The following is a 19,972-nucleotide window of genomic DNA, read 5'->3' as shown; positions in this document are numbered from 1 at the left end:
GGGTGTCTTTTTCGACACCCTTTTACAAGTAGTTTATCGCACCTGGCCTAAAAATACTAGGTAGCTTTTTACGCTTATTTGCGGCTGCGACGCCTGGCTTCCAGCAGGCGGCTCATCGCGTCCGGCATCGCTTCGCTCGCCGCCTCAGGTACGGGAACAGTCGCGCTTGGCGCTGACTGCTCATCTTGCGGCCTCATCTGCGCAGATGAGGCCGCGACTACCGTAGCGCCACCTTCAGCGGGGCGCCCCGCCTTACGCAGCAGCTTATGCTCTGCAAGCTGCTTGCGCTCGTGGAGACGTGCTAGCGGCGTCTCTGCAAGTGAGGGCGGGCTGGCAAGAGCAGCCCGCCTCCTTCGGAACAAGGCTGCCAAGCGCGCCAGCGTGTCAGGTGGCAGGGAAATGCGCCTTGCTGCAATATCAAGCAGCAGCACTATCAACGCGGCCATCAGCAAATATACGGCAATAGATGTCAATTGCTTCTCTGCCGCAGAAGCGAAGTTGTAAGCTTCTTCGGGGTGCTCCAAAGCAAGCATGCGCCCACCCGTCATCTCAACAAGCTGCTGCAACTTGTTAAGTCCTTGTCCATCCGTTATCCGATATTCAGGTGAATAAGGAATGACAAAACCGGAGGTAGCGCTTCCTAAGATACGCTTCTCTCCCCCTACATCGCTTCCTTCTGCCAACAGCTCCGTCTTCGCCATATATGCGCCAGATTTATCCACAGACAGCTGCGCGGAAAATTCACCAGGCGCTGTCGATGTGAAATTAACTTCGTGCTGAATCAGAGACTCATCAGTCACAACAGCATGCAGCTCACCATATCCAACAGGGCTTTCACGATCGCTGAGCATTTTCGCTTCAAGTGTCAAATCATTTCCCACAAGCTGGCTGCTAAGCTCAATTGGAGAGGATTGAAATTGGGGGAACGTCCACTTGATCATTTGTGTCAGCATTTGAGAAAAGGCTGGCCATGCGATCCAATTCGCAGTCCAAGCGCCTGTGACATCACTCGTCCAAGCGACAGACCGCCCGGAGCCATAATGCCACCGTGCAAAAATAGGATCGGGCTCAGGACTAGTAAGCACGGCTTCCGCCGATTCCTTGACCGTTGTAGCGATATAGCCATTAAGAGATGGAAGTCCTTGACCAAGCAACCTCCTCCAATCGGAACCGCCAGAAAAACTTGGTACGAATGGTTGATTCACGATATACGTTCGTGAAATCAGTACGGCTTCCCGACTAAAAATGGCTGGAATTGTCGTTTGATCCACTGCTGCATAGTAGCGGCCTTTAGCAAGATCCGCCAGCCTCTTTAGCAGATATTGATCCGCATCTGTGCCGATGGCAACCGTGGACATGGTGATATTGTTCTTTTGCATACTTGCCGTTAAGGTCTCGTAGCTTTGATTTGTTGCAGACTGACCATCCGTAAGTAAAATAATATGTTTACGCTGCGCATCCACTTGCGATAATTTCTCATACGCTTGCTCTACGGCTGTATAAATTTCCGTTCCGCCATCAGCTGGGATTGCATTTATTTTATCAAGGACTCCAGCCTTATCGCTTAGTTTCTGCGGTTCCACGTACCACTGAGGCGAAGCGTCAAAACCAAGAACGCCGATCGTATCTTTATCTCGCAGCAAATCTACTGTACGGGAGGCGGCTTCTTGAGCAAGTTTGATTTTTTCTCCAGCCATACTGCCCGATTTATCCATGACAAGAACGATACCCAGCGACGGTATTTCACGCTTCCCGCGCAGATCCATATAAACGGGTAAGGCTCGTTCAATCGGAGTTTTGAAATAACCGCCTAGGCCGTAACTATCTTCCCCACCAAACATAACAAGTCCAACGCCATAGTCGCGGACAGCCTGCTCGATCATCTCCATCTTCGCTTGCGGGATTTGCGTAGCCGCCGCATTATTTATAACGATACTTTCATAACTGACATACGTTATAAAATCGTTTGATAACAGCTCGGGAGTTATCGTATCGAAGGAGATGAGCGCCGACTGGAGTGCAGCTTCGACATTTTTGGAAATGCCTGACTTCCCTTCAACAACAAGCACCTTTGGCGGGCCTTGTACCTTGCTGAATGCATAGTGTGTATTGTTAGCTGACTGTTCGTCGCCTTCTACATAGATTTCTGCTCGATAACGATGAAAGCCTGGCTCTTTCGCGAGTGATTGAACAGCGAATCGATTCTCTCCTTTGCTCAAAACAACCTTCTGTGCCGTTATCTCTTGATCATCTTCAAATATGCGCAATAGCGCTGAGCTTGCTGAGGTTGATCGAATGACAGCTTCCAACGTGTAAGCTTCCGCTTGATACAGCTTATCTGGAACTCGCAAAGCTTCGACGGCAGCATCCTTCCGTTCTTTCGCTGCCAGAGGCACTACATCAATCTTCACACCTTGATCTCGAAGCAGTTTTCCTTGACGCAGGAAGTCACCCGCATTCTCCTCGCCATCGGATAGTAAAATGATCCTGCCGCTCTTCTGGTTGCGAATAAGACTAGCAGATAGCTGTAAACCAGAGGCCAGATTAGTAAACTGCGAGTTGGTCTGCGCGGTAAACTTAAACGCATCCAAACCGCGTGCGTCCAATGCTTTCTCTATCGCAGCCTTCAAGCCTAACGAAACGATACCGACCTCATCCTCTGGAGCGCGCTCTTGCGCAGCTTTCCCAATCCAAGCCTCAAGATTGTTTTCAGCTTTAACGCTTGCCGAGCGGTCTGCTGCAAAAACGACACTCTTCCGATCTATAAGTGTATACCATTGAGCCCCTGCCAATGCTAAGACAAGTAAGATGAGCACCATCGTACGAAGAACAACAACAAGCTTCTTGCGCCAGCCTTGAAGCCTATACATACCTACCCAAAGCCATCCTATATACAACACAACCGGCATAAGCAGTAGCAGCGCCCATCCTCGTTCAAACTGTATGCCCACGCCGATACACCTCCCATTCGAGCAGCAGCAAGATTAGCAACGTTACAATAATCCAAGGCAGGATCGGCACCTCAACAATTTCTTGCTTAAATTGAACACCTTCATCCGCCTTATTATTGACTGAATTAGGCTTGAATTCCACCTTATTGTTAACGTTGGATTCTCTTGGATCCATAGAAACTCCGAGCAATCGGGATTGAACCACATTCCCTCCTTTATTCGTTTCTATGAACCGGTATAGCCCTGGCTTGTCTGGCGCTTCTTGGTTCGTTGAAACCCCATCCCCGTTTCGTTCGGCAGGCACTTCTTCCGCTAGCTCAGACTCTCGCTTCCATACTGCCTTAACCGTTTCAGGATGAAGCGAAACCTCTTTTCTTTCGCCGGCTATCCATCGCCCTAAGCTACCCCCTTGTGATTGCGTTAACCAATCCACAGCCTGATTCACGAGAATAGGGAACTCTGAACGCAAAGCAAAATCCGAATGCTGCAGCGAAAAAGCAAACGTTAATTTGGGAATACCTTCATCAGATCCTGCTGCAATCAACGGCAGTGTATCCGCTAATACGATCGGTTTTTCCCACGAACTTAATGCTCTCTTCGTGGCGCTAATTACACGCATGTCCTGCAAACGAAGATAGCGAGTAATCGGATGATCGACGATTGTGTACGGCGACCCAACCGACTCACCCTTTGCAGATTCGTGAGCGGAAGCCAACCGCCACACCGGCGTCGAGGCTAGAATCCGCTTCCATGCGTCGCCTTCCAAGGTTGACGGCTCCACACCGTCAATAATTAAAAGATCTGGACGACGACCTAGAGGAAGCGGGTAGGTTCCGTCCGTACTTTGTTGAATGTTAAGCATATCAACATGGGCCAGGGCAAGCGCCTTTTCCAGAAATAGATTTCCCTCTCCAATATACGCAGCCTCTACACGTCCTTTTCCTTCTGGAAATGCATAAGCCGCATTATCCGCTTGCAAACCATCTATGGTGTCGATTTGCATTTTGTACACAAGACCCTGAGCTAATCCATCTACAAACATAGACTTTTGTTCGCCTGCTTGAAGTTCTAGCGAATTTTGCTTTGCCGCTTGCCCATCGATGAAAACTGTAGTTTTTAGAGAAACAGGTGTCCCTCCCCAATTTTTCAAAGCAGCTACAGCCTGATATCGTGAGCTATCAGCCACACTTTTAATACCAAATTGGGTAACGCTTGCATTGATTACGGGAGTCGCCTGAGACGGATGAACGGTAAAGGGAACCGTGAAAAACATGTCATTTGCCTGCTCCGTCCATTGCAAGTCTGTAAACATGTGGACTTCCCCATTTGTTTCATCTCTTGTTAAAGCTGAAGCTAAGGAGAGCGCTTCTTCATAATTAGTATTGCCGTAAAAGGGGGTAACTTTGTTAATCGCCGACTGCAAAGACGAGGCATCATTGTTCTCTTTTAAAAGTACTTCCGGCTGATCTTTTATGACTAAAAGCGTATACAGGCTGTGAGGAGCCTGCACACGCGCATAGTCAATAAGTGCCGCTTTGGCTTGTTCAAACCTTGTGCTCTGCGCATCAGCAGCCATCATACTAGCCGATGCGTCAAGGATGAAGACAACATGAGCTTTAGCGACTGGCTTTGTTTGAATGAAGGGCTGCATGAGAGCAAATACAAATAAGCATGCAGCAAGGAGCTGTAACCACAATAAGAGCTGACGGCGCAGACTTTGCCACGGCCGATTAGCCTCCTGTTCACGAAGAACACGCTGCCATAATAAATGACTGGATACTTCCGTATCGACATAACGGCGCTTTAGCAAGTACAGAAAAACAATAAAGGGCAATGAAAGCAAAAACCACAACCCGCCAAGCGATGCGAAATGCATATCATCTCACCTTTTTCTGAACATGAGTACGCGGGCCGCGTCCTGCGTTCGATTTCCTTTGCTGGGGCATACTACACAAAAAGGCTTCTTTCACATTTGTTCAAGGTATATTCAAAAAAAGGAGGGCTCATGAAACATTCTAACGCCTCCAAACGGCAGAAGCCGCTTTGGACAAAAACATTTCTTCTTACTTCATTGTCGAATTTGTTATTGTTTTTCAGCTTTCAAATGCTGATCCCAACCATTCCTACTCATGTATCGCAGTTAGGTGGCAACGATGTTCAGGTAGGCTTGGTAATTGGGGTATTCACCATTTCTTCCTTGCTGACGCGACCATTTGCCGGTAAAGCACTTGACCGATTCGGCAGAAAGCACGTTCTGCTTGTCGGCTTATCAATTTGCGCCCTAACTATTGCCGGCTACTCCTATATGGCTGCTATCACGCTCATTCTCGCAGCTCGTTTCGTACACGGTATCGGTTGGGGCATGTCGACCACATCACTAGGCACTGTTATCGCGGATATCATTCCTGCGCAGCGGCGCGGAGAAGGAATGGGCTACTACGGTTTGTCCAATACCTTTGCACTCGCGTTGGCACCCCTAACGGGCTTATGGCTGATGCAAAAATACGGCTTCCCCCGTGTGCTTCTACTTTCTACATGTCTTGCCGTCTTATCCATCGTAAGCTCATTGTTTATTTCCTATCCCAAGGCACTGCCACTCGAAAAGCCGGCTCAAAAGCCAAACCTCGTCGATCGCTTGCTAGAACGCTCGGCACTACTTCCTTCCGCACTGCTTCTCTGTACTGCAGTATGTTATGGTGGCATCGTCACGTTCATTACACTTTTCGGCCGTGAAGCCGGCATTTCGAATGTTGGATGGTTCTTTCTTTGCAATGCCGGTATGGTGTTAATCGTACGTCCCGTAACTGGCGTGTTGTTCGATCGAAAGGGACCCAAATGGGTGCTTCTTCCAGGTGCATTTTTCACAATTGGCGGCTTATTGCTTCTTTCTTACGCCCATTCAGAAGCAAGCTTGGCTGTAGCCGCACTGTGCTATGGGGTTGGCTTTGGTTCCTTGCAACCGGCGCTGCAAGCTTGGACAATTTCCAGGGCAGCCCCGAATCGCAGAGGAGCTGCTAGCGGTACGTTCTTCTCTGCCAATGATCTCGGCATTGGCGCAGGCGCTATGCTCTTGGGCGCAATCGCGACGTACAGCGGGAGCTATGCGGTGATGTACCGTGTTTCTATCCTTCTCATGATCATATTCCTGCTCATTTATGGTTGGTGCCTCTGGCAAGCAAAACGAGGTGTCCACCTTATGCAGCGAGCATCCTCTTAAGAAGGAGGAAGCCTTCAATCAGGGCTACCGAATTATTCCACTACGGCGAAATTCCTTCAACAGAACATCCTCTACGGGCACATTTGTTATCGCAAGCACGTAGGTAATGCCTCGCTCATAGCAAAACGTCCGAAGTGTTGACGTATATTTTTGAATCTCTATTTGGTAGGCCTCAAGCACGCTGCTGCTTATTGCCACTTCTTTGGCTGCCCCTGACTCGCTATCAATGAGACGCAGCTCCCCCGCAAGCTTGGGCACAAGTTCATCAGGGGCAAGAATTTGCACAGCGACAACTTCCTGCTTAGCCGCAAGCAAATAAGCTAATGCCTCTTCCACACCCTGATCGTACAAAAAATCGGAAAATAACCAGGTCATTCCCGATTGACGAGGAAGAAAGGACGAGTTACAAAAAACAGCGCCCACATCGCCAACTCCTTCTGCTTGGCACCCCTCTAAAAATTCAAATAATCGCTGAGAGCTTGCCTTGCCTCTTAGCTGCTTCAGCTTCTTTGTGATATGTGTAGTGAAAGCTGAGGCACTCACTTGGTCATAGCGACACAAGGAAATGTAGCCGATGGCTGCTGCCAGTTGTCTGGCATATTCCCACTTTGAGCGTAGAGGCGTTGCCCCTTCGATTTTGCCGAAGTTCATCGATTGAGAGGCGTCCAGCCAGAGATTTACCTGCAGCTCTTGCTCATCCTTAAATAATTTAACGAACGGCTTGCCTGTCCTTCCATAAGCATGCCAATCCAACTGACGCGTATCGTCCCCTTGGCTGTACAGCCTGTAATCGGCAAAATCCAAGGAGGAACCGTACTCGCTTGAACGGCGCTTTCCTTGCATGGTACCGCGGATACGACTCTTCGACGCTATACTCATTTGATCCAAACGCTGCATGAAAACCGGTTCCAATAAATGAATAGATTTGCCGTTCATCGGACATGTTCCATAGAACGAATGACAGATTGAATGATCGTATCCGGTAAAATACCCATGGCTTGACCTTCAAAGTTTAAAAATAACCGATGGCGCAAAGCCGGATATGCTGCTTCTGCGATATCCGGCTTTGAAACATGATAACGTCCGGCAAGGAAAGCTCGTACTTTAGATACGGCAATCATCGACTGGACGCCACGAGGACCCGACCCGAAACGAACATATTTCTTGACAGAGTCCGGGGCAGTCGACTCTTCCGGGTGCGTGTTCATAAGTACTTGCACTGCGTAATCAAGCACGTCCTCAGCTACGAGAATTTCTTTTAGCCCCTGCTGAATGTTCCTTAAGAGATCGCCATCCGCTACTTTCTCAGCCTGCTGTTGGACAGCAGTTGTAGTGCGAAGCACAATTTCTTTTAACTCGACTTTCGTCGGATAAGTCACATGGATTTTGAGCATAAATCGATCAAGCTGCGCTTCAGGAAGCGGATAAGTTCCTTCCTGCTCTAGCGGGTTTTGCGTCGCTAGCACAAAAAAAGGAGACGGCAGCGTGTATGTTTCAGAACCGATTGTTACCGTTCTCTCCTGCATCGCTTCTAACAAAGCGCTTTGTGTCTTCGGTGTAGCCCGATTTATTTCGTCCGCTAGCACAATATGGCCGAACAAAGGGCCTTTTTGAAAACGATAAGAGGTGTCTCCTTGCTTGCCAAATTGAATAATGTTCGTTCCCGTAATATCAGCCGGCATCAAATCGGGTGTAAATTGAATACGCGAAAAACTGAGATCAACTGTATCGGCAATTGTTTTGACAAGCATCGTTTTGCCGAGTCCAGGTATCCCCTCCAGAAGCGCATGCCCGCCTGCCAACATACACCACAGCAATTGCTCGACAACATCGTGTTGGCCGACAATAACGCGCCCAATTTGTTCTTTTATTTGATTGACCGTAAGGCTCCAAGAAGCCAGTTGCTCTTCTGATTCGATCATGGCCGCAATCACTCCCTATGAGGCAAAATTCAAGTTCTTTTTAAGGATTACTGTTGCGGTTGGATTTCTAAGAAATAATCCCTTACTAAATTTTGCATATGTTGTGGTAAATCAGAACGATTCAAAGAACTGGACGCCTCCGCTGCGTAATCTGCGTAAACATCCTCATAGGGCTGTGACACTCCGTCCATAGCTGGCGCGGAGCCGCCTTGGCTCACTTCCCCGCCACTACCGCGTGAGGGCCCACCATCCGCGTAAGTACTGCCGCTGCCTGAGCGTTCCCGCGGCGCAGTCACAAGCCCACGCGTTCCCGCACCCGTACCGCCCTGCGTCCCCCCTGCGCCGCTTCCGGTGCCTACACGGCCTCCCCCCATATCACCGCCACTGCCTGCATTGCTCCCGCCTGCAGCATGGCCGCCGCTTGGCGGTCCTCCTGTGGCCCCTGCACCAACAGCGCCACTTCCGGTGCCGCTTGGTTGCGGCTTCGCCGAGCCTGCTGACACACTTGCTTCTGGTGGCATACTCGCCCCGGGCGCTCCCGCTGGTTCTGCGGAAGCGAGCCGCTCTGCAAGGCCGCTTGGCGCCCACGCCTCGCTAGGCTTCATTCCGCTCGCAGCTAGCTCACGAGCCTTGGGCAGCGCGCCTGCGGCTAGCCTCGAGGCGGCTTGCGTAGCTTGTGCCTGCTGCTCCGCGAGTGCTTGCTGCTCAGTTGCGGAAGCCGTAAGACCAGCCTGCAGTCCGGCGAGAGCAGCCTGCTCGTCACCGCCGCTACGCAGTATGCTCGCGGCTTGCTGAAACTGTGAGCGAGGCTCCTGCTCCTTCGCTGGCGATGCTGTAGAGGCTGAGTCAGCGAGACGCTCAAGCTCACTGGCAAGCTGCTGCTTTTGCTCCGTTGTCATCTTCTCTACCCGCATACCAAGCTTTGCGACCTCATCTTGAATGCTTCCCGCATGATTTTGCTGCATAGTTTTGCCGAGTTCACGAAGTGCTTCGGTTCGCTGCATCGACTGTGCCAACTGATCCGCTCGCTGCTTTTGTTTCTCCAATTCATTTAATCCCGCTTCCAGCTTTTTCAACGTTTTTTCCAATTCTTCCAGTCCTTTAGCAGACGTCGGTGACTGTCCGAGCTTACGCTCCAACTCTTTCAGAGCTTCTGTCATCTGTTTTACAGCCGGAGTCGCCGCCGACTTAACTTGTGTTTTTTTCACAAGTTCATCAACAAGCCTTTGCTGCTCTTGCACCCAAGCTTGTTCTTTTTTCATGTTCGCAAGAATTGTATCATTCGCATTAGGAAGGAGGAGAAGTAGACCAAACATAATAATTGCCCCTATGCCCAACCGCCACAGTTTACGCGATATTCTTAAAGGTACGACAACGCGCAGCTCCGCTGCAACAAATCGCGATACCCTCTCAACCGTATCTTGCCTTTGAAGCACCGCTAACAGTGATGTCTTCTCGCGATAAGCAAGTGCCGTGGACACTCGATCATCCAACCCGTTATGATCAAGCAATTTGACGGCATCTTTTACATTCGGTCGATGAAATAAAAGCCATATTGCACTTAAGACAATTACACCCATTAAGGTGAACATTGCGCCATATCGATAGCCATGAATCACAATAAAACGTCCAAGTAACAGCCACATCGAGGCTGCTGCCAAACCAACTATTGCGCCCCAAGCAAGCAAGTGCAAACTCAGCGCCATCCAAAGACGATTTCGTACGGGATGCATCCAAGTATCCAACTCATCTTGCTTCACGTTCTGACATCTCCTTTCTAAATTATAAATTAGCATCCTTCAACCAAGCTCAGAATTTCAATTATTCAACTTCTTCTGTTTCATTCTAGGACGCAAATACCGAATGCTAAGCCAGAGCAGGACAACAGAAAGAATCGTATATCCGCCTAAAAAAAAATGCCACATTTGCAGCCATGTGTGTCCTCTAAATAATTGCTTCGTGAAATCCGGCATCATAATGCTTAACAAAACAGCCATAGGATTAAAGCTAAGGAAATAGCCTAGTATTTCCTCATTTCTAGTTGAACTGCTGATTTTCCCGAAGAAAATGCCCGCAAGGGCCGTGAATCCAAAAATAAATAGGACAAACCCATAAGTAGCTATGATAGATACGACTGTTTTTTTCAATAACGTTGAGAAGAAAATTCCCACAGCTCCGAGCAAAAACATAACGAACACATAAAAAATAAAAACGTACAACAACTGCCAAGGCGATACGCCACCATACAAAAAAACAATACTGTAAAGAGGCATAGAAGCGACTACAGTTAACAGCATGAAGCTTAACGAGGAAAGCAGCTTGCTCAAAATAATCGTGGCCGAACTTTGCTGAGTCGTCAGCAGCATATTTAAGGTCTGTTTTTCACGTTCACCACTTACGACGCCAGCAGTCAATCCTGGTGTCATGAACGCAATGAGCACTAATTGCGCACAACTCAGGAAATAAAACAGCTCACTGCTCTTGGTTGTGCTAAGCGCCCCGCCCGGTTGATTTCCTGTATTGATGTAAGCAAAGCCAAGTGCGAAAAGTCCGATAGCTACTAAATAAACAAATATGGATAGCGGTGATCGAATCGAGCGCATGCGCAAGCGAAACTCTTTTTCCAGCACAGGATTAATCCAGTTTAATTTGCTGTTCATCGTGCGCTCCACCCCCTTTGGTAATTTCCAAAAATACATCTTCCAGATTGGTCAATGCCTCACTGAAAGAAAGAACTTGATAACCCCTTTGCACAAGCTGAATAAGAAGCTGAGACTGTTCTGCATCACTCCCGCTGAAATGAACATGAATCCCCTTCTCATCTGCAAACACCATGGTAACAAGCGGCTGCTCTTCTAGAAATCTTTTAGCTTCTTCCCTATGATCAACCACACGCACATGCAGCACGCGATTCGCTTTCATTCGATTCTGTATATCCGCTACTTTGCCTTTAGCGATTAACTTTCCATACTCAATAACCCCAATTTCATCCACCATTTCCGCAAGCTCAGGCAAGATATGAGATGAGATAATAATCGTTTTGCCCATGGCCTTTAGTTCTTTGAGGATTTCCCTCATTTCTATACGCGCTCGCGGATCAAGACCGGAAGCCGGTTCATCGAGAATCAGAACTTCTGGCTCATGCACTAAACATCTTGCTAAACAAAGCCGCTGCTTCATTCCTCTAGACAACGAATCTACGTAGAAATCCGCTTTTTCCGTTAAATTAACGAGGTCTAACAGTTGAGGAATGAGCTTCAAACGGTCTGCTCTCGAAATGCCATAACTTGCTCCATAGAAATCCAAATACTCCGTCGCTTTAAAATTATCGTACACTCCAAAAAAATCAGGCATATAACCGATCAGTTTACGAACTTCCTTGGGCTTCTCCGTGACATCATAACCCCCGACCTTCGCCGTCCCCGACGAAGGATTCAACAACGTTGCTAAAATGGACATTGTCGTTGACTTACCTGCACCGTTGGGACCAACGAAGCCGAAAACAGTGCCTTTATCAATCTGCATCGTCAATGTATCTAATGCTGTGAAATTTCCGTATTTTTTGGTTAGCTGCGTAAGTTCAATCATGGCTTCACCACCCCTTCAAGTGAAACCGCTGGAATGCGGAGTAACGTATTGTTTTGTGCAGTAGCCGCCTTCAATCGAATCTTCTTCCCCTCCACAAGATAAGATTGCAAAGCGTCACCTTCCCATTTCATTAGTGGCTTTACATCAAGAGCCTCCCAAGATTGGGATTGTCCATTCCATATTTCAAAGGTCACATCTTTATTCGATTCACTTTGCATACTCATGGTTTGATAGACAGCCTTAGGAATGACTGGCAAGCGATATTCGAATGTGACGTCACCGCTACCGATCTCCATATGAGTGTCATTCCTGAAATTAAATGCACTCATTTTCAAATGATTATCCACTAACTCTGGAAACAATAAAGCACTAGGAATAGCTATTTTCCCATCACTGGAAACATAATTAATTTTCATATTTTGAACGAATAGCGTTAACTGTTCCGTCGGTAGTTTCTTACCGTTGGCTAGCATCATTGGCGTTTGCTCCTTAACCCACCCCATGATCATCGGTTCAAAACCACCCGTTAACCTGGCTTTCGCAAATAAATAAGAGCTTAATATAGTTCGCTGGTGAAACTTAAGATCGATTCCCCGCTGTGACGTATCCGGAAATGCTGAATTTGCCACACCTTGATAATCGTTCACGCCAATCCCATTTGAAGTATCAAAGCTTACAGAATCCCCTGCTTTTAAGCTGCCAAGATTGATATAAGATTGATTCACTAAAACTGCTGCATCTACGAGATCTTTTTTTGTATTGTTCGTCACTTCACCCTTTGCCGCATTCCCCATCATCATCGTTATCTTATAATCCAACTTTCCGATTGAAACTGGCTTTTCTTCATCCACTACCATTTTACTCAGAGAAGAATACGGTATATTTTGCAAACGAACCTTGGCCCCTTCTTCAAGTGGACGAATAACAAGTTCAGTAGCCTTGTTCAACTGCTGCATCGAATAGTTTTCGCTTCTCATGAAGGGACGAACCACCTCACCAGGAGTAAAAGGCAGTTCCAAACTCCCACCCTTGGGCAGGAAAACAGACAGTGCGGAGTGCTTGACGCCAGAACCCGAACCATCCAGTTCAATCGTATGCAAAGCTTGAGCCATCATATTTCCGCGATTCGTCGCACTAAACTGAAAAATACCGATACTCGTCACAAGGGAGAGAAGGGGAATAAGTACCCAGGCCCATTCTCTTCGATCCAATCGACGAAGGATGAAGTAGAGCAGTGGAGCAACGGTAACTGCATACAACAACAGCACCCAAGCTAATCCAGCAAGTTTCGGCGATTGCAAAGTCGGGAAATACTCTAAAGCGCGAGCCATTTCCCAATACGGATCAGTTCCGTATCTCATCTGATTCCCCGTAATCGCACTTGCCGTATCTAAGGGGGAAGCAAGCATTCTTTCCCACAGTCTTGGGTTCCCATTCCAAGAAGCGATTGGGTTCAGAGATAGATCATAGGCCACATAAACGATAAACCCCATCCCATAAGCTTTTCTTGCATAAATAGGAAGGTCATCTTCAACAATTAGCGATTCAGCGCCTTGAGTGAGTTGTCCCTGCGAAATGGTGAAAGGCTGTGAAAGCTTCAGTTCCTTCTCACCTGTTTTCGCCATTTCTGGAAGCTCTTGTACAGATAATGTCCCTTGGTACACGACAGGTGCATCCTTAGCAAAGGGTGCTGCCGTTTTGGCGTAGCCAGCGCCTCCTCCCAAAATAAGCGTACCTCCACGTTTCGTCCATACTTGAATAGCCTCAACTTGCTTGTGTGTTAGTGTATCGGACGCGAAGTCGTTTAGCACCAACACATCTAGCATATCCAATCCCATGGCAGATTCAGAAATGTCAGGCTGCTTGAGGTGCAGGACATTCACTTTTTTTCCGAATTGGCTTAGAAGCGCAAGAAAATTCAACGTATCAACATCCGGGGCTAGCACCCCGACCTGTACAATGTCTTTGGACATAAAGAACGCTTCCAAATACGTATTTCCCAACAAGGAAAGTTTCTTACCGCTTTGGACTGAATTTTCATAGAAAGAAAGACTATTATTATCTTTTGAATACGCATAGCTCGGCAAGCTCATCTTAATGACTTTGGTGCTTCCCTGCGGAAGCTCTACATGCTGGGCATAACTGAAATCCTTACCATCTGGATTTCCAATTTGTATGACCAAATCACCCGATACACTCGCTCCTGTATTCTTAAGGGTAATCGTGGCAGGAGCCACGCTGCCTTGTTTCACATTAGAGGCTCCAAATCCAACTTCCGACTGAATTTCAATTGTTGCTTGTTCCGCATACGCCAGCCCTGTACTTAAAGGAAGTACCTGCGCAAGTGCAGTAAGCAGCATACACCCAATAAAGCTAATAATCCAAAAGGATTGTCCCCTTTTACAACCTAATTTCACACGATATGCTCCCTTCATTTCTTTCTATATACCTTTCTAGACGTCAAAATTGGAAAAAAGTTTCAATCGGGTGAGCAGCCGTTTAAAGCAAATTTCAAGATCAAGTAAAAACAAAAAAAACCATCAAGCTGACAATGCTCAGCTTTGATGGTTTTTAACTATCTATTCGTTCCTCGTTCTCAATTTGAAAGCACGTGCCCATTTAACTGTTAATCCAATGGCAACAACCAATACAGTAGTAGCTATTGGGATCACAACATGTAAGAATTCGTAGTCCATTAAGAACCAATCAATCATTTTCTCGTCCTTGACGAACATTTCCCCGGCTGTATAGCCTAATATGCCTGAGCCGATATAGATCAGTATCGGATATTTGTTCAATAAGTTCATTATCAGGGTGCTTCCCCAAATGATGATCGGGATACTTAGCCCAATTCCTAAAATTATAACGGTATTGTTCCCATTACCTTTGGCAGCAATAGCCAGTACATTATCTAGACTCATAACAAAATCCGCAACAATAATTGTCCAAATGGCCTTGCCTAGTGTAGAAGCTTCCTTCACATTAGAATGACTGTCGTCATCCGTAAGCAGTTTGATCGCAATCCAGAACAACAAGATCGAGCCTCCAGCTTGGATATAAGGAATATCCAAGAGACTAACGGCTACTAGTGTGAGAACTAAACGTAGGGCAATTGCCCCAAAGGCCCCCCACCAGATTGCCCTTTTGCGCTCTGCCAGCGGAAGATTCTTACTTGCTAAGGCTATGACCACCGCGTTATCTCCGCTTAACACAATATTAATCAACATAATTTGCAAAAATAAAATTAGCGCATCTACCATTATTCTCAACCTCCACTGGCATACTTTTAAACGCTTCGCACAGCTTCAATAACTTTTTTTAGAACAAGTGCTGCTCGACGTTTGCTTTTTCCCGATCATGAACAATTTCTATCGTCTCCGTTTGCTGCACGGCTTGTTCAATCAATTCTGGTAAGAAAGCCATGCTATTTTCTAGCTTTTCTACCATACGAAGGTTTGGATTCGTGCTTGGAGATGGCGGTAAAAACAACGAACAGCAATCCTCATAAGGCAAGATCGAGATAGGAAACGTGCCTATTTTTTCAGCAGTTCGAACAATTTCTTGCTTGTCCATCATAATCAGCGGTTGCAAAATCGGTATTGTAACAACACGGCCAATCACATTCAAGCTAGGCAGTGTTTGGCTTGCAACCTGCCCCAAGCTTTCTCCTGATACCAATGCCTCTAGACCTTCGCGATCGGCCACTTTCTCCGCAATACGATACATGGCTCTTCGAATTAGTGTGACCAATAAATTATCTTGATACGCACGATGAATCGATGTTTGCACCTCTGTGAACGGAACCAGATGAAGTCTAATTGAGCTTGTGTAGCCGGCAAGCTGTTTGGCTAGCTCGATAACCTTCTCTTTGGCTCGTTCGCTTGTATATGGGTAGCTATAAAAGTGAATGGCTTCAAGTTCAAGCCCTTTACGCATAGCTAACCAACCAGCTACAGGACTATCGATTCCTCCCGACAACAGCAGAAGCGCTCTCCCACTTGTACCAAGCGGAAATCCCCCAGCGCCTTCCATGACCTCTACATACAGAAGAGCTTTTTCCTCGCGAAGTTCAACTCGCAGTTCCATCTCCGGATTGCGAACATCCACCTGAAGCCCTGGGCAAGCTTGCAGCACATAGCCACCAACCAAATAATTCATCCGCTGCGAGTCATGAGGAAATGATTTATTCACTCTACGAACACTCACTTTAAACGTAGCTGGTTGCTGAGGCAAATCTTGCATCATCGTCAATGCCCGCTCCTGTATAGTTTCCAGCGTAAGCTCAGTGTGGTACGCAGGACTAAAGGAAGCCAGTCCAAAAACTTTGAGCAGCGCCACCGAGACCTCCTCATAAGGAGCTCCCCCTAGCTCCACATATACGCGGCCATACTCAGGAATATACCTCATATTCGGAAATGCGGCTAATACTTTTTTAATTTGATTAAGGACGCTTTTCTCGAAACGCTTGCGATTTCTTCCTTTCAGCGTTAATTCTCCTAATCGTAAAATCATACAATCTGGCTTCATCTTCGCTTCCCCCTTCTGACTGATGGCACGACTAACAATGGGACAAGCTCATTCACAACTTGCCGTAACGCTGTTATAAATCGATCTGCATCTGCTTCTGTTTGCTCGTCTGAGAAGCTGACGCGTAATCCACTCAACGCGCTTTGCCTGCTGCAGCCCATCGCCAGCATGACCTCGCTGGGGTCAGCAGCATCAGAAGCGCAAGCCGATTTCGTAGATATATAAATATTTCTCTGCTCTAAAGCATGCACGACAACTTCCGCCTTCATACCGGCAAATGCAAAATGAACAATATGCGGGGCCATCTCATGTTCACGCTCAGAACCTGAAATCGTTAGCTCCGGGATAGAAGCAATCCCTTCAACAATACGTCGTCTAACGGCGTAGAGTCTCTCCGTCTTCGTCTTAAGATTCTCCATTGAGAGCCTTAATGCTTTAGCCATGCCTACGAGGAGAGGGACGTTTTCCGTACCTGACCGTACCCCATATTCTTGACCTCCTCCTGCAAGCAAAGGCTGCAGCTGTACGCCTTGTCGTCGATACAAGAAACCAGTACCTTTGGGACCGCGAAATTTATGTGCGGAAGCGCTACATAGATCTACCCGCCACTGCTGTGGTTGAAACGGCAACTTCCCGATGGCTTGTACAGCATCAACGTGGAATATAATCTTCGAGTAATTCGCCAGAATTTCCCCAATTTCACAAATCGGCTGTATGCTGCCAACTTCGTTATTGACATACATCACACTTACCAGTATCGTTTCATCGCTTAATGCCTCTCGCAGAGCTTCTATCTGCACAATGCCTCTACTGTCAACGGGCAAATAAGTAACACGAAACCCTTCTGCTTCTAACTGTCGGAACACTTCTCGAACAGATGGATGCTCAATTTGTGTTGTGATCAAATGATTTCCGCGATTCCGATAGCTATACGCCGTGCCTTTTATGGCTAGATTGTTGCTTTCTGTCCCACAGGACGTAAAAATGATTTCATTCGGCGACACGCCCAAAGCCCCAGCCAACACTTCTTTTGAGTTTTGCACTAGCTTCTCAGCCTGCATACCCAACCGATGAATGGATGAAGGGTTGCCATAGTGCAACCTCATCACTTCCGTAACAGCCCCAATCACTTCATCGTAAAGTGGCGTCGTTGCCGCATAATCCAGATAAAGCATACCTCATTCATTCCCCTTTAGTTACATCCTAACCGGATTCGATTCCTTTCATCATTAAAACTTAAAATAGAGATTAACTCAAGTATTTCAGCCAACAACATAAAAAGCCGATATCCGCTTTCAGACGGACATCAGCCTTCTACAACTTGTTTTATAAGGTAAAACTCGTTTTGTACCCGAGTACTTTGTTTACATAAGCTTGTGTCTCTTTGGGTAATAAATGAAGCTTGTTCGCCAAATCCTGATCGTTTTGGATTCCTAATCGATCTACACGGTTAGGTCCTGCATTATACGCAGCGAGCGCAACCCCTTCATTCCCATTGTACTTCTTCATGAGATTACTTAGAAAGTGCGTCCCGGCATCCACATTTTGTTTCGGATCAAAAGGGTTCGTCACACCAAAGCCGCTTCCTGTTCCATCCATAAGCTGCATCAGGCCTTTCGCACCTGCTGTTGATACCGCTTGATGATTGAAATCCGACTCTTGCTGAATAACGGCCTTAACAAGTGATGTATCAACGCCGTAGCGATTGCTAGCTGCTTGAATAACATCATCGTACTGTGAGGTAGCAGTGGCTTTGCTAACTGATTGCAATGGGGTATATGCTTTATTCAATGCACCGAGTGAATTTGGCACCATGCTGCTCGTCTTGCCAAGTAATGTGGATAACGGGTCTTGACCCTGGCTGCTATTGCCCGAAGCTTGTCCCATCACAGTCTCCAAAAGAGCGCTGAAGTCTCCCGAGCCATCAGAGCTTGATGTCGACGAATCGCCTGATATCAAGCTCATCTTATTCAGCAGTTGAAGCTGCAGCAGTTCTTTCATAACTCTAGGATCGATGCTGTTCATCCTGAGACCTCGTTTCTGTCCATAGTTGTTGCTTTCATTGTACACGTTTTGAGCCCCTACGACCATCCCCAATTTTAATAAATAGGATCGGCATACTAAAAAAAAGGAACAGCCCTTAGACTGTTCCTTCATTCTTTCAAGAGATGTTTTGCTGCAATAGCTCATTTTGTTCAGATAGTTTACGTACCATTACACGTGAAATGCGTAAATGATCGGTTTCTTCGACAATGAATAGTAATTCATCATTATACATAACTTGTTGGTTCTTTATCGGAGAAATTTCGGTTTGCGAATAAATCCATCCGCCAATCGTATCGTAGTCATTAGATTCAATATCAATCCCAAAATATTCGTTTACTTCATCAATCAACAACAAACCGTCGATGGAAAACGTGAAGTCATCTTTGATTTCAATCGTTGGACGTTCCTCATCAAATTCATCTTGAATTTCCCCAACAATCTCTTCCATAATGTCTTCAAGCGTCACCAAACCAGAAGTTCCACCGTATTCATCAATGAGCAGTGCCATTTGACTTTTACGCTTCTGCATAATTTTAAGCAAATCACTAATATGAATGGAGTCCGGGACCGTTGTAATCGGTCGAATAATTTTTTTAATACCTTTAAGGTTCGCATCCGGCTTTAAGAGATCCTTAATATGGACGAATCCAATAATATTATCTTTATCGGGATCGCAAACAGGGAACCGCGTGCGCATTTCTTTAATCGCAATGGCAAGATTTTCCGCGTAGGATAGCCCTGCATACAGACATTCCATTTCCGTTCGAGGAATCATAATTTCTCTGGCTGTGGTCTCTGCGAAGTCAAATATATTATCAACAAGCGTAAGCTCTGTGTTATCGATATGACCACTTTTGTGGCTTTCTTTCATAAGGACTCTGATCTCATCCTCGGTGTGCGCTATTTCATGCTCGGTCGTAGGTTCGATCCCGGCACGCCGCAGCATCCAGTTGGAAATTCCGTTCAATATCCAAATGAAAGGATACATAATTTTGTAAAAGATGATCATCGGACCTGAGGCCAATAAGGTCACTTGCTCTGCTTTCCGGATAGCATATGTTTTAGGGAATTGCTCGCCTAACGTAATATGCAGTGCAGTCATAAGCGAGAAAGCAATAAAAAATGTAATAGTGTGAAACACCGAATCCGGTAAATGCAAGGGACCGAGGATCGGTTCTAAAATTTTGGCGAATGTCGGTTCGCCGACATAACCCAATCCGAGCGAAGTAAGTGTAATGCCTAGCTGACAAGCAGATAAATATGCATCGAGATTATTGATAATGCCTTTGGCAAATTTCGCATTCCGGTGGCCTTCTTCCGCCAGTGTATCGATTCGACTGCCTCTTACTTTAACCATTGCGAATTCAGCAGCCACGAAAAATGCGTTTAACAACACCAAACCAAGCATTAATAAGAAACTAATCAACGTTGCGGGTAAAGGATCATCCAATACCTTACCTATCCCCTCTAAAGTGCATATGCGCACCAAGGAGAGTAGGTACACCTCCCTTAAAAGTCAATTTAAAATTGAAATATCACTTTTTATTATATAATAATACTGTAAGCATTCAAAGGTGCGTTTATGACTCCTGAAGTCAAAAAGTACGAGCAAACGGAAGCATAGGGGTAGATAATCACCAACAATGGTACCTTACCCGCCAATAAACCTTCTGAAACCCGAATAATCCGATTTTTCATCCTCAAATAAAAAGAAACAAGCC

Annotated in this window: 14 protein-coding genes; 1 reads left to right on the top strand and 13 read right to left on the bottom strand. The window is 46.6% G+C overall.

Features of this window, described 5'->3' with window-relative positions:
* Positions 1-74: 74 nt before the first annotated feature.
* Positions 75-2,951 carry a VWA domain-containing protein gene (locus GK047_RS30305; RefSeq protein WP_163941647.1) on the bottom strand — a complete coding sequence of 959 codons (2,877 nt, stop codon included), beginning with the start codon at positions 2,949-2,951 and terminating at the stop codon, positions 75-77.
* Positions 2,935-4,827: a vWA domain-containing protein gene (locus tag GK047_RS04285; RefSeq protein ID WP_163941643.1), complete on the bottom strand. Its 1,893-nt coding sequence runs from the start codon at positions 4,825-4,827 to the stop codon at positions 2,935-2,937. The genes GK047_RS30305 and GK047_RS04285 overlap by 17 nt, the downstream gene beginning before the upstream one ends.
* A 129-nt stretch (positions 4,828-4,956) precedes the next feature.
* On the opposite strand from GK047_RS04285, the gene GK047_RS04280 reads away from it, so the two are divergent.
* Positions 4,957-6,168 carry an MFS transporter gene (locus GK047_RS04280; protein ID WP_163941642.1) on the top strand — a complete coding sequence of 404 codons (1,212 nt, stop codon included), beginning with the start codon at positions 4,957-4,959 and terminating at the stop codon, positions 6,166-6,168.
* 24 nt (positions 6,169-6,192) lie between these two features.
* On the opposite strand, the gene GK047_RS04275 is transcribed toward GK047_RS04280, so the two are convergent.
* The 11 genes from GK047_RS04275 to GK047_RS04225 form a co-directional block, all read right to left on the bottom strand.
* Complete coding sequence (locus GK047_RS04275) at positions 6,193-7,104, bottom strand: DUF58 domain-containing protein (RefSeq protein ID WP_163941639.1); 912 nt, start codon at positions 7,102-7,104, stop codon at positions 6,193-6,195.
* Positions 7,101-8,090 carry an AAA family ATPase gene (locus tag GK047_RS04270; protein ID WP_163941636.1) on the bottom strand — a complete coding sequence of 330 codons (990 nt, stop codon included), beginning with the start codon at positions 8,088-8,090 and terminating at the stop codon, positions 7,101-7,103. The genes GK047_RS04275 and GK047_RS04270 overlap by 4 nt, the downstream gene beginning before the upstream one ends.
* A gap of 47 nt (positions 8,091-8,137) precedes the next feature.
* The gene (locus tag GK047_RS30095) at positions 8,138-9,850 is read right to left on the bottom strand and encodes a hypothetical protein (RefSeq protein ID WP_163941632.1); all 1,713 of its coding nucleotides are present in this window, start codon (positions 9,848-9,850) and stop codon (positions 8,138-8,140) included.
* 57 nt (positions 9,851-9,907) lie between these two features.
* A complete protein-coding gene (locus GK047_RS04260; RefSeq protein ID WP_163941629.1) occupies positions 9,908-10,750 on the bottom strand; it encodes an ABC transporter permease in 843 nt (280 codons plus the stop codon).
* The gene (locus GK047_RS04255; protein ID WP_163941627.1) at positions 10,725-11,678 is read right to left on the bottom strand and encodes an ABC transporter ATP-binding protein; all 954 of its coding nucleotides are present in this window, start codon (positions 11,676-11,678) and stop codon (positions 10,725-10,727) included. The genes GK047_RS04260 and GK047_RS04255 overlap by 26 nt, the downstream gene beginning before the upstream one ends.
* Complete coding sequence (locus GK047_RS04250; protein WP_163941623.1) at positions 11,675-14,095, bottom strand: DUF7408 domain-containing protein; 2,421 nt, start codon at positions 14,093-14,095, stop codon at positions 11,675-11,677. Before GK047_RS04250 ends, GK047_RS04255 begins: the two co-directional genes overlap by 4 nt.
* 162 nt (positions 14,096-14,257) lie before the next feature.
* Positions 14,258-14,938, bottom strand: coding sequence for a TerC family protein (locus GK047_RS04245; RefSeq protein WP_163941619.1), 681 nt, complete (start codon positions 14,936-14,938; stop codon positions 14,258-14,260).
* 58 nt (positions 14,939-14,996) lie between these two features.
* Complete coding sequence (gene thiI / locus GK047_RS04240; RefSeq protein ID WP_163941616.1) at positions 14,997-16,205, bottom strand: tRNA uracil 4-sulfurtransferase ThiI; 1,209 nt, start codon at positions 16,203-16,205, stop codon at positions 14,997-14,999.
* Positions 16,202-17,380, bottom strand: a complete 1,179-nt coding sequence (locus tag GK047_RS04235) for a cysteine desulfurase family protein (protein WP_163941612.1) — start codon at positions 17,378-17,380, stop codon at positions 16,202-16,204. Before GK047_RS04235 ends, thiI begins: the two co-directional genes overlap by 4 nt.
* 151 nt (positions 17,381-17,531) lie before the next feature.
* On the bottom strand, positions 17,532-18,275 hold the full coding sequence (locus tag GK047_RS04230) for a lytic transglycosylase domain-containing protein (RefSeq protein ID WP_346010280.1): 744 nt from the start codon (positions 18,273-18,275) through the stop codon (positions 17,532-17,534).
* A 91-nt stretch (positions 18,276-18,366) separates the two neighbouring features.
* Complete coding sequence (locus tag GK047_RS04225) at positions 18,367-19,659, bottom strand: hemolysin family protein (RefSeq protein WP_163943630.1); 1,293 nt, start codon at positions 19,657-19,659, stop codon at positions 18,367-18,369.
* Positions 19,660-19,972 lie beyond the last annotated feature (313 nt).

Origin of the sequence: Paenibacillus sp. SYP-B3998, from assembly GCF_010820665.1 — a bacterium.
Classification (GTDB): domain Bacteria; phylum Bacillota; class Bacilli; order Paenibacillales; family NBRC-103111; genus Paenibacillus_E.
Note: the sequence above shows the minus strand (reverse complement) of the source record. Positions and strands in the feature narration are given on the sequence as shown.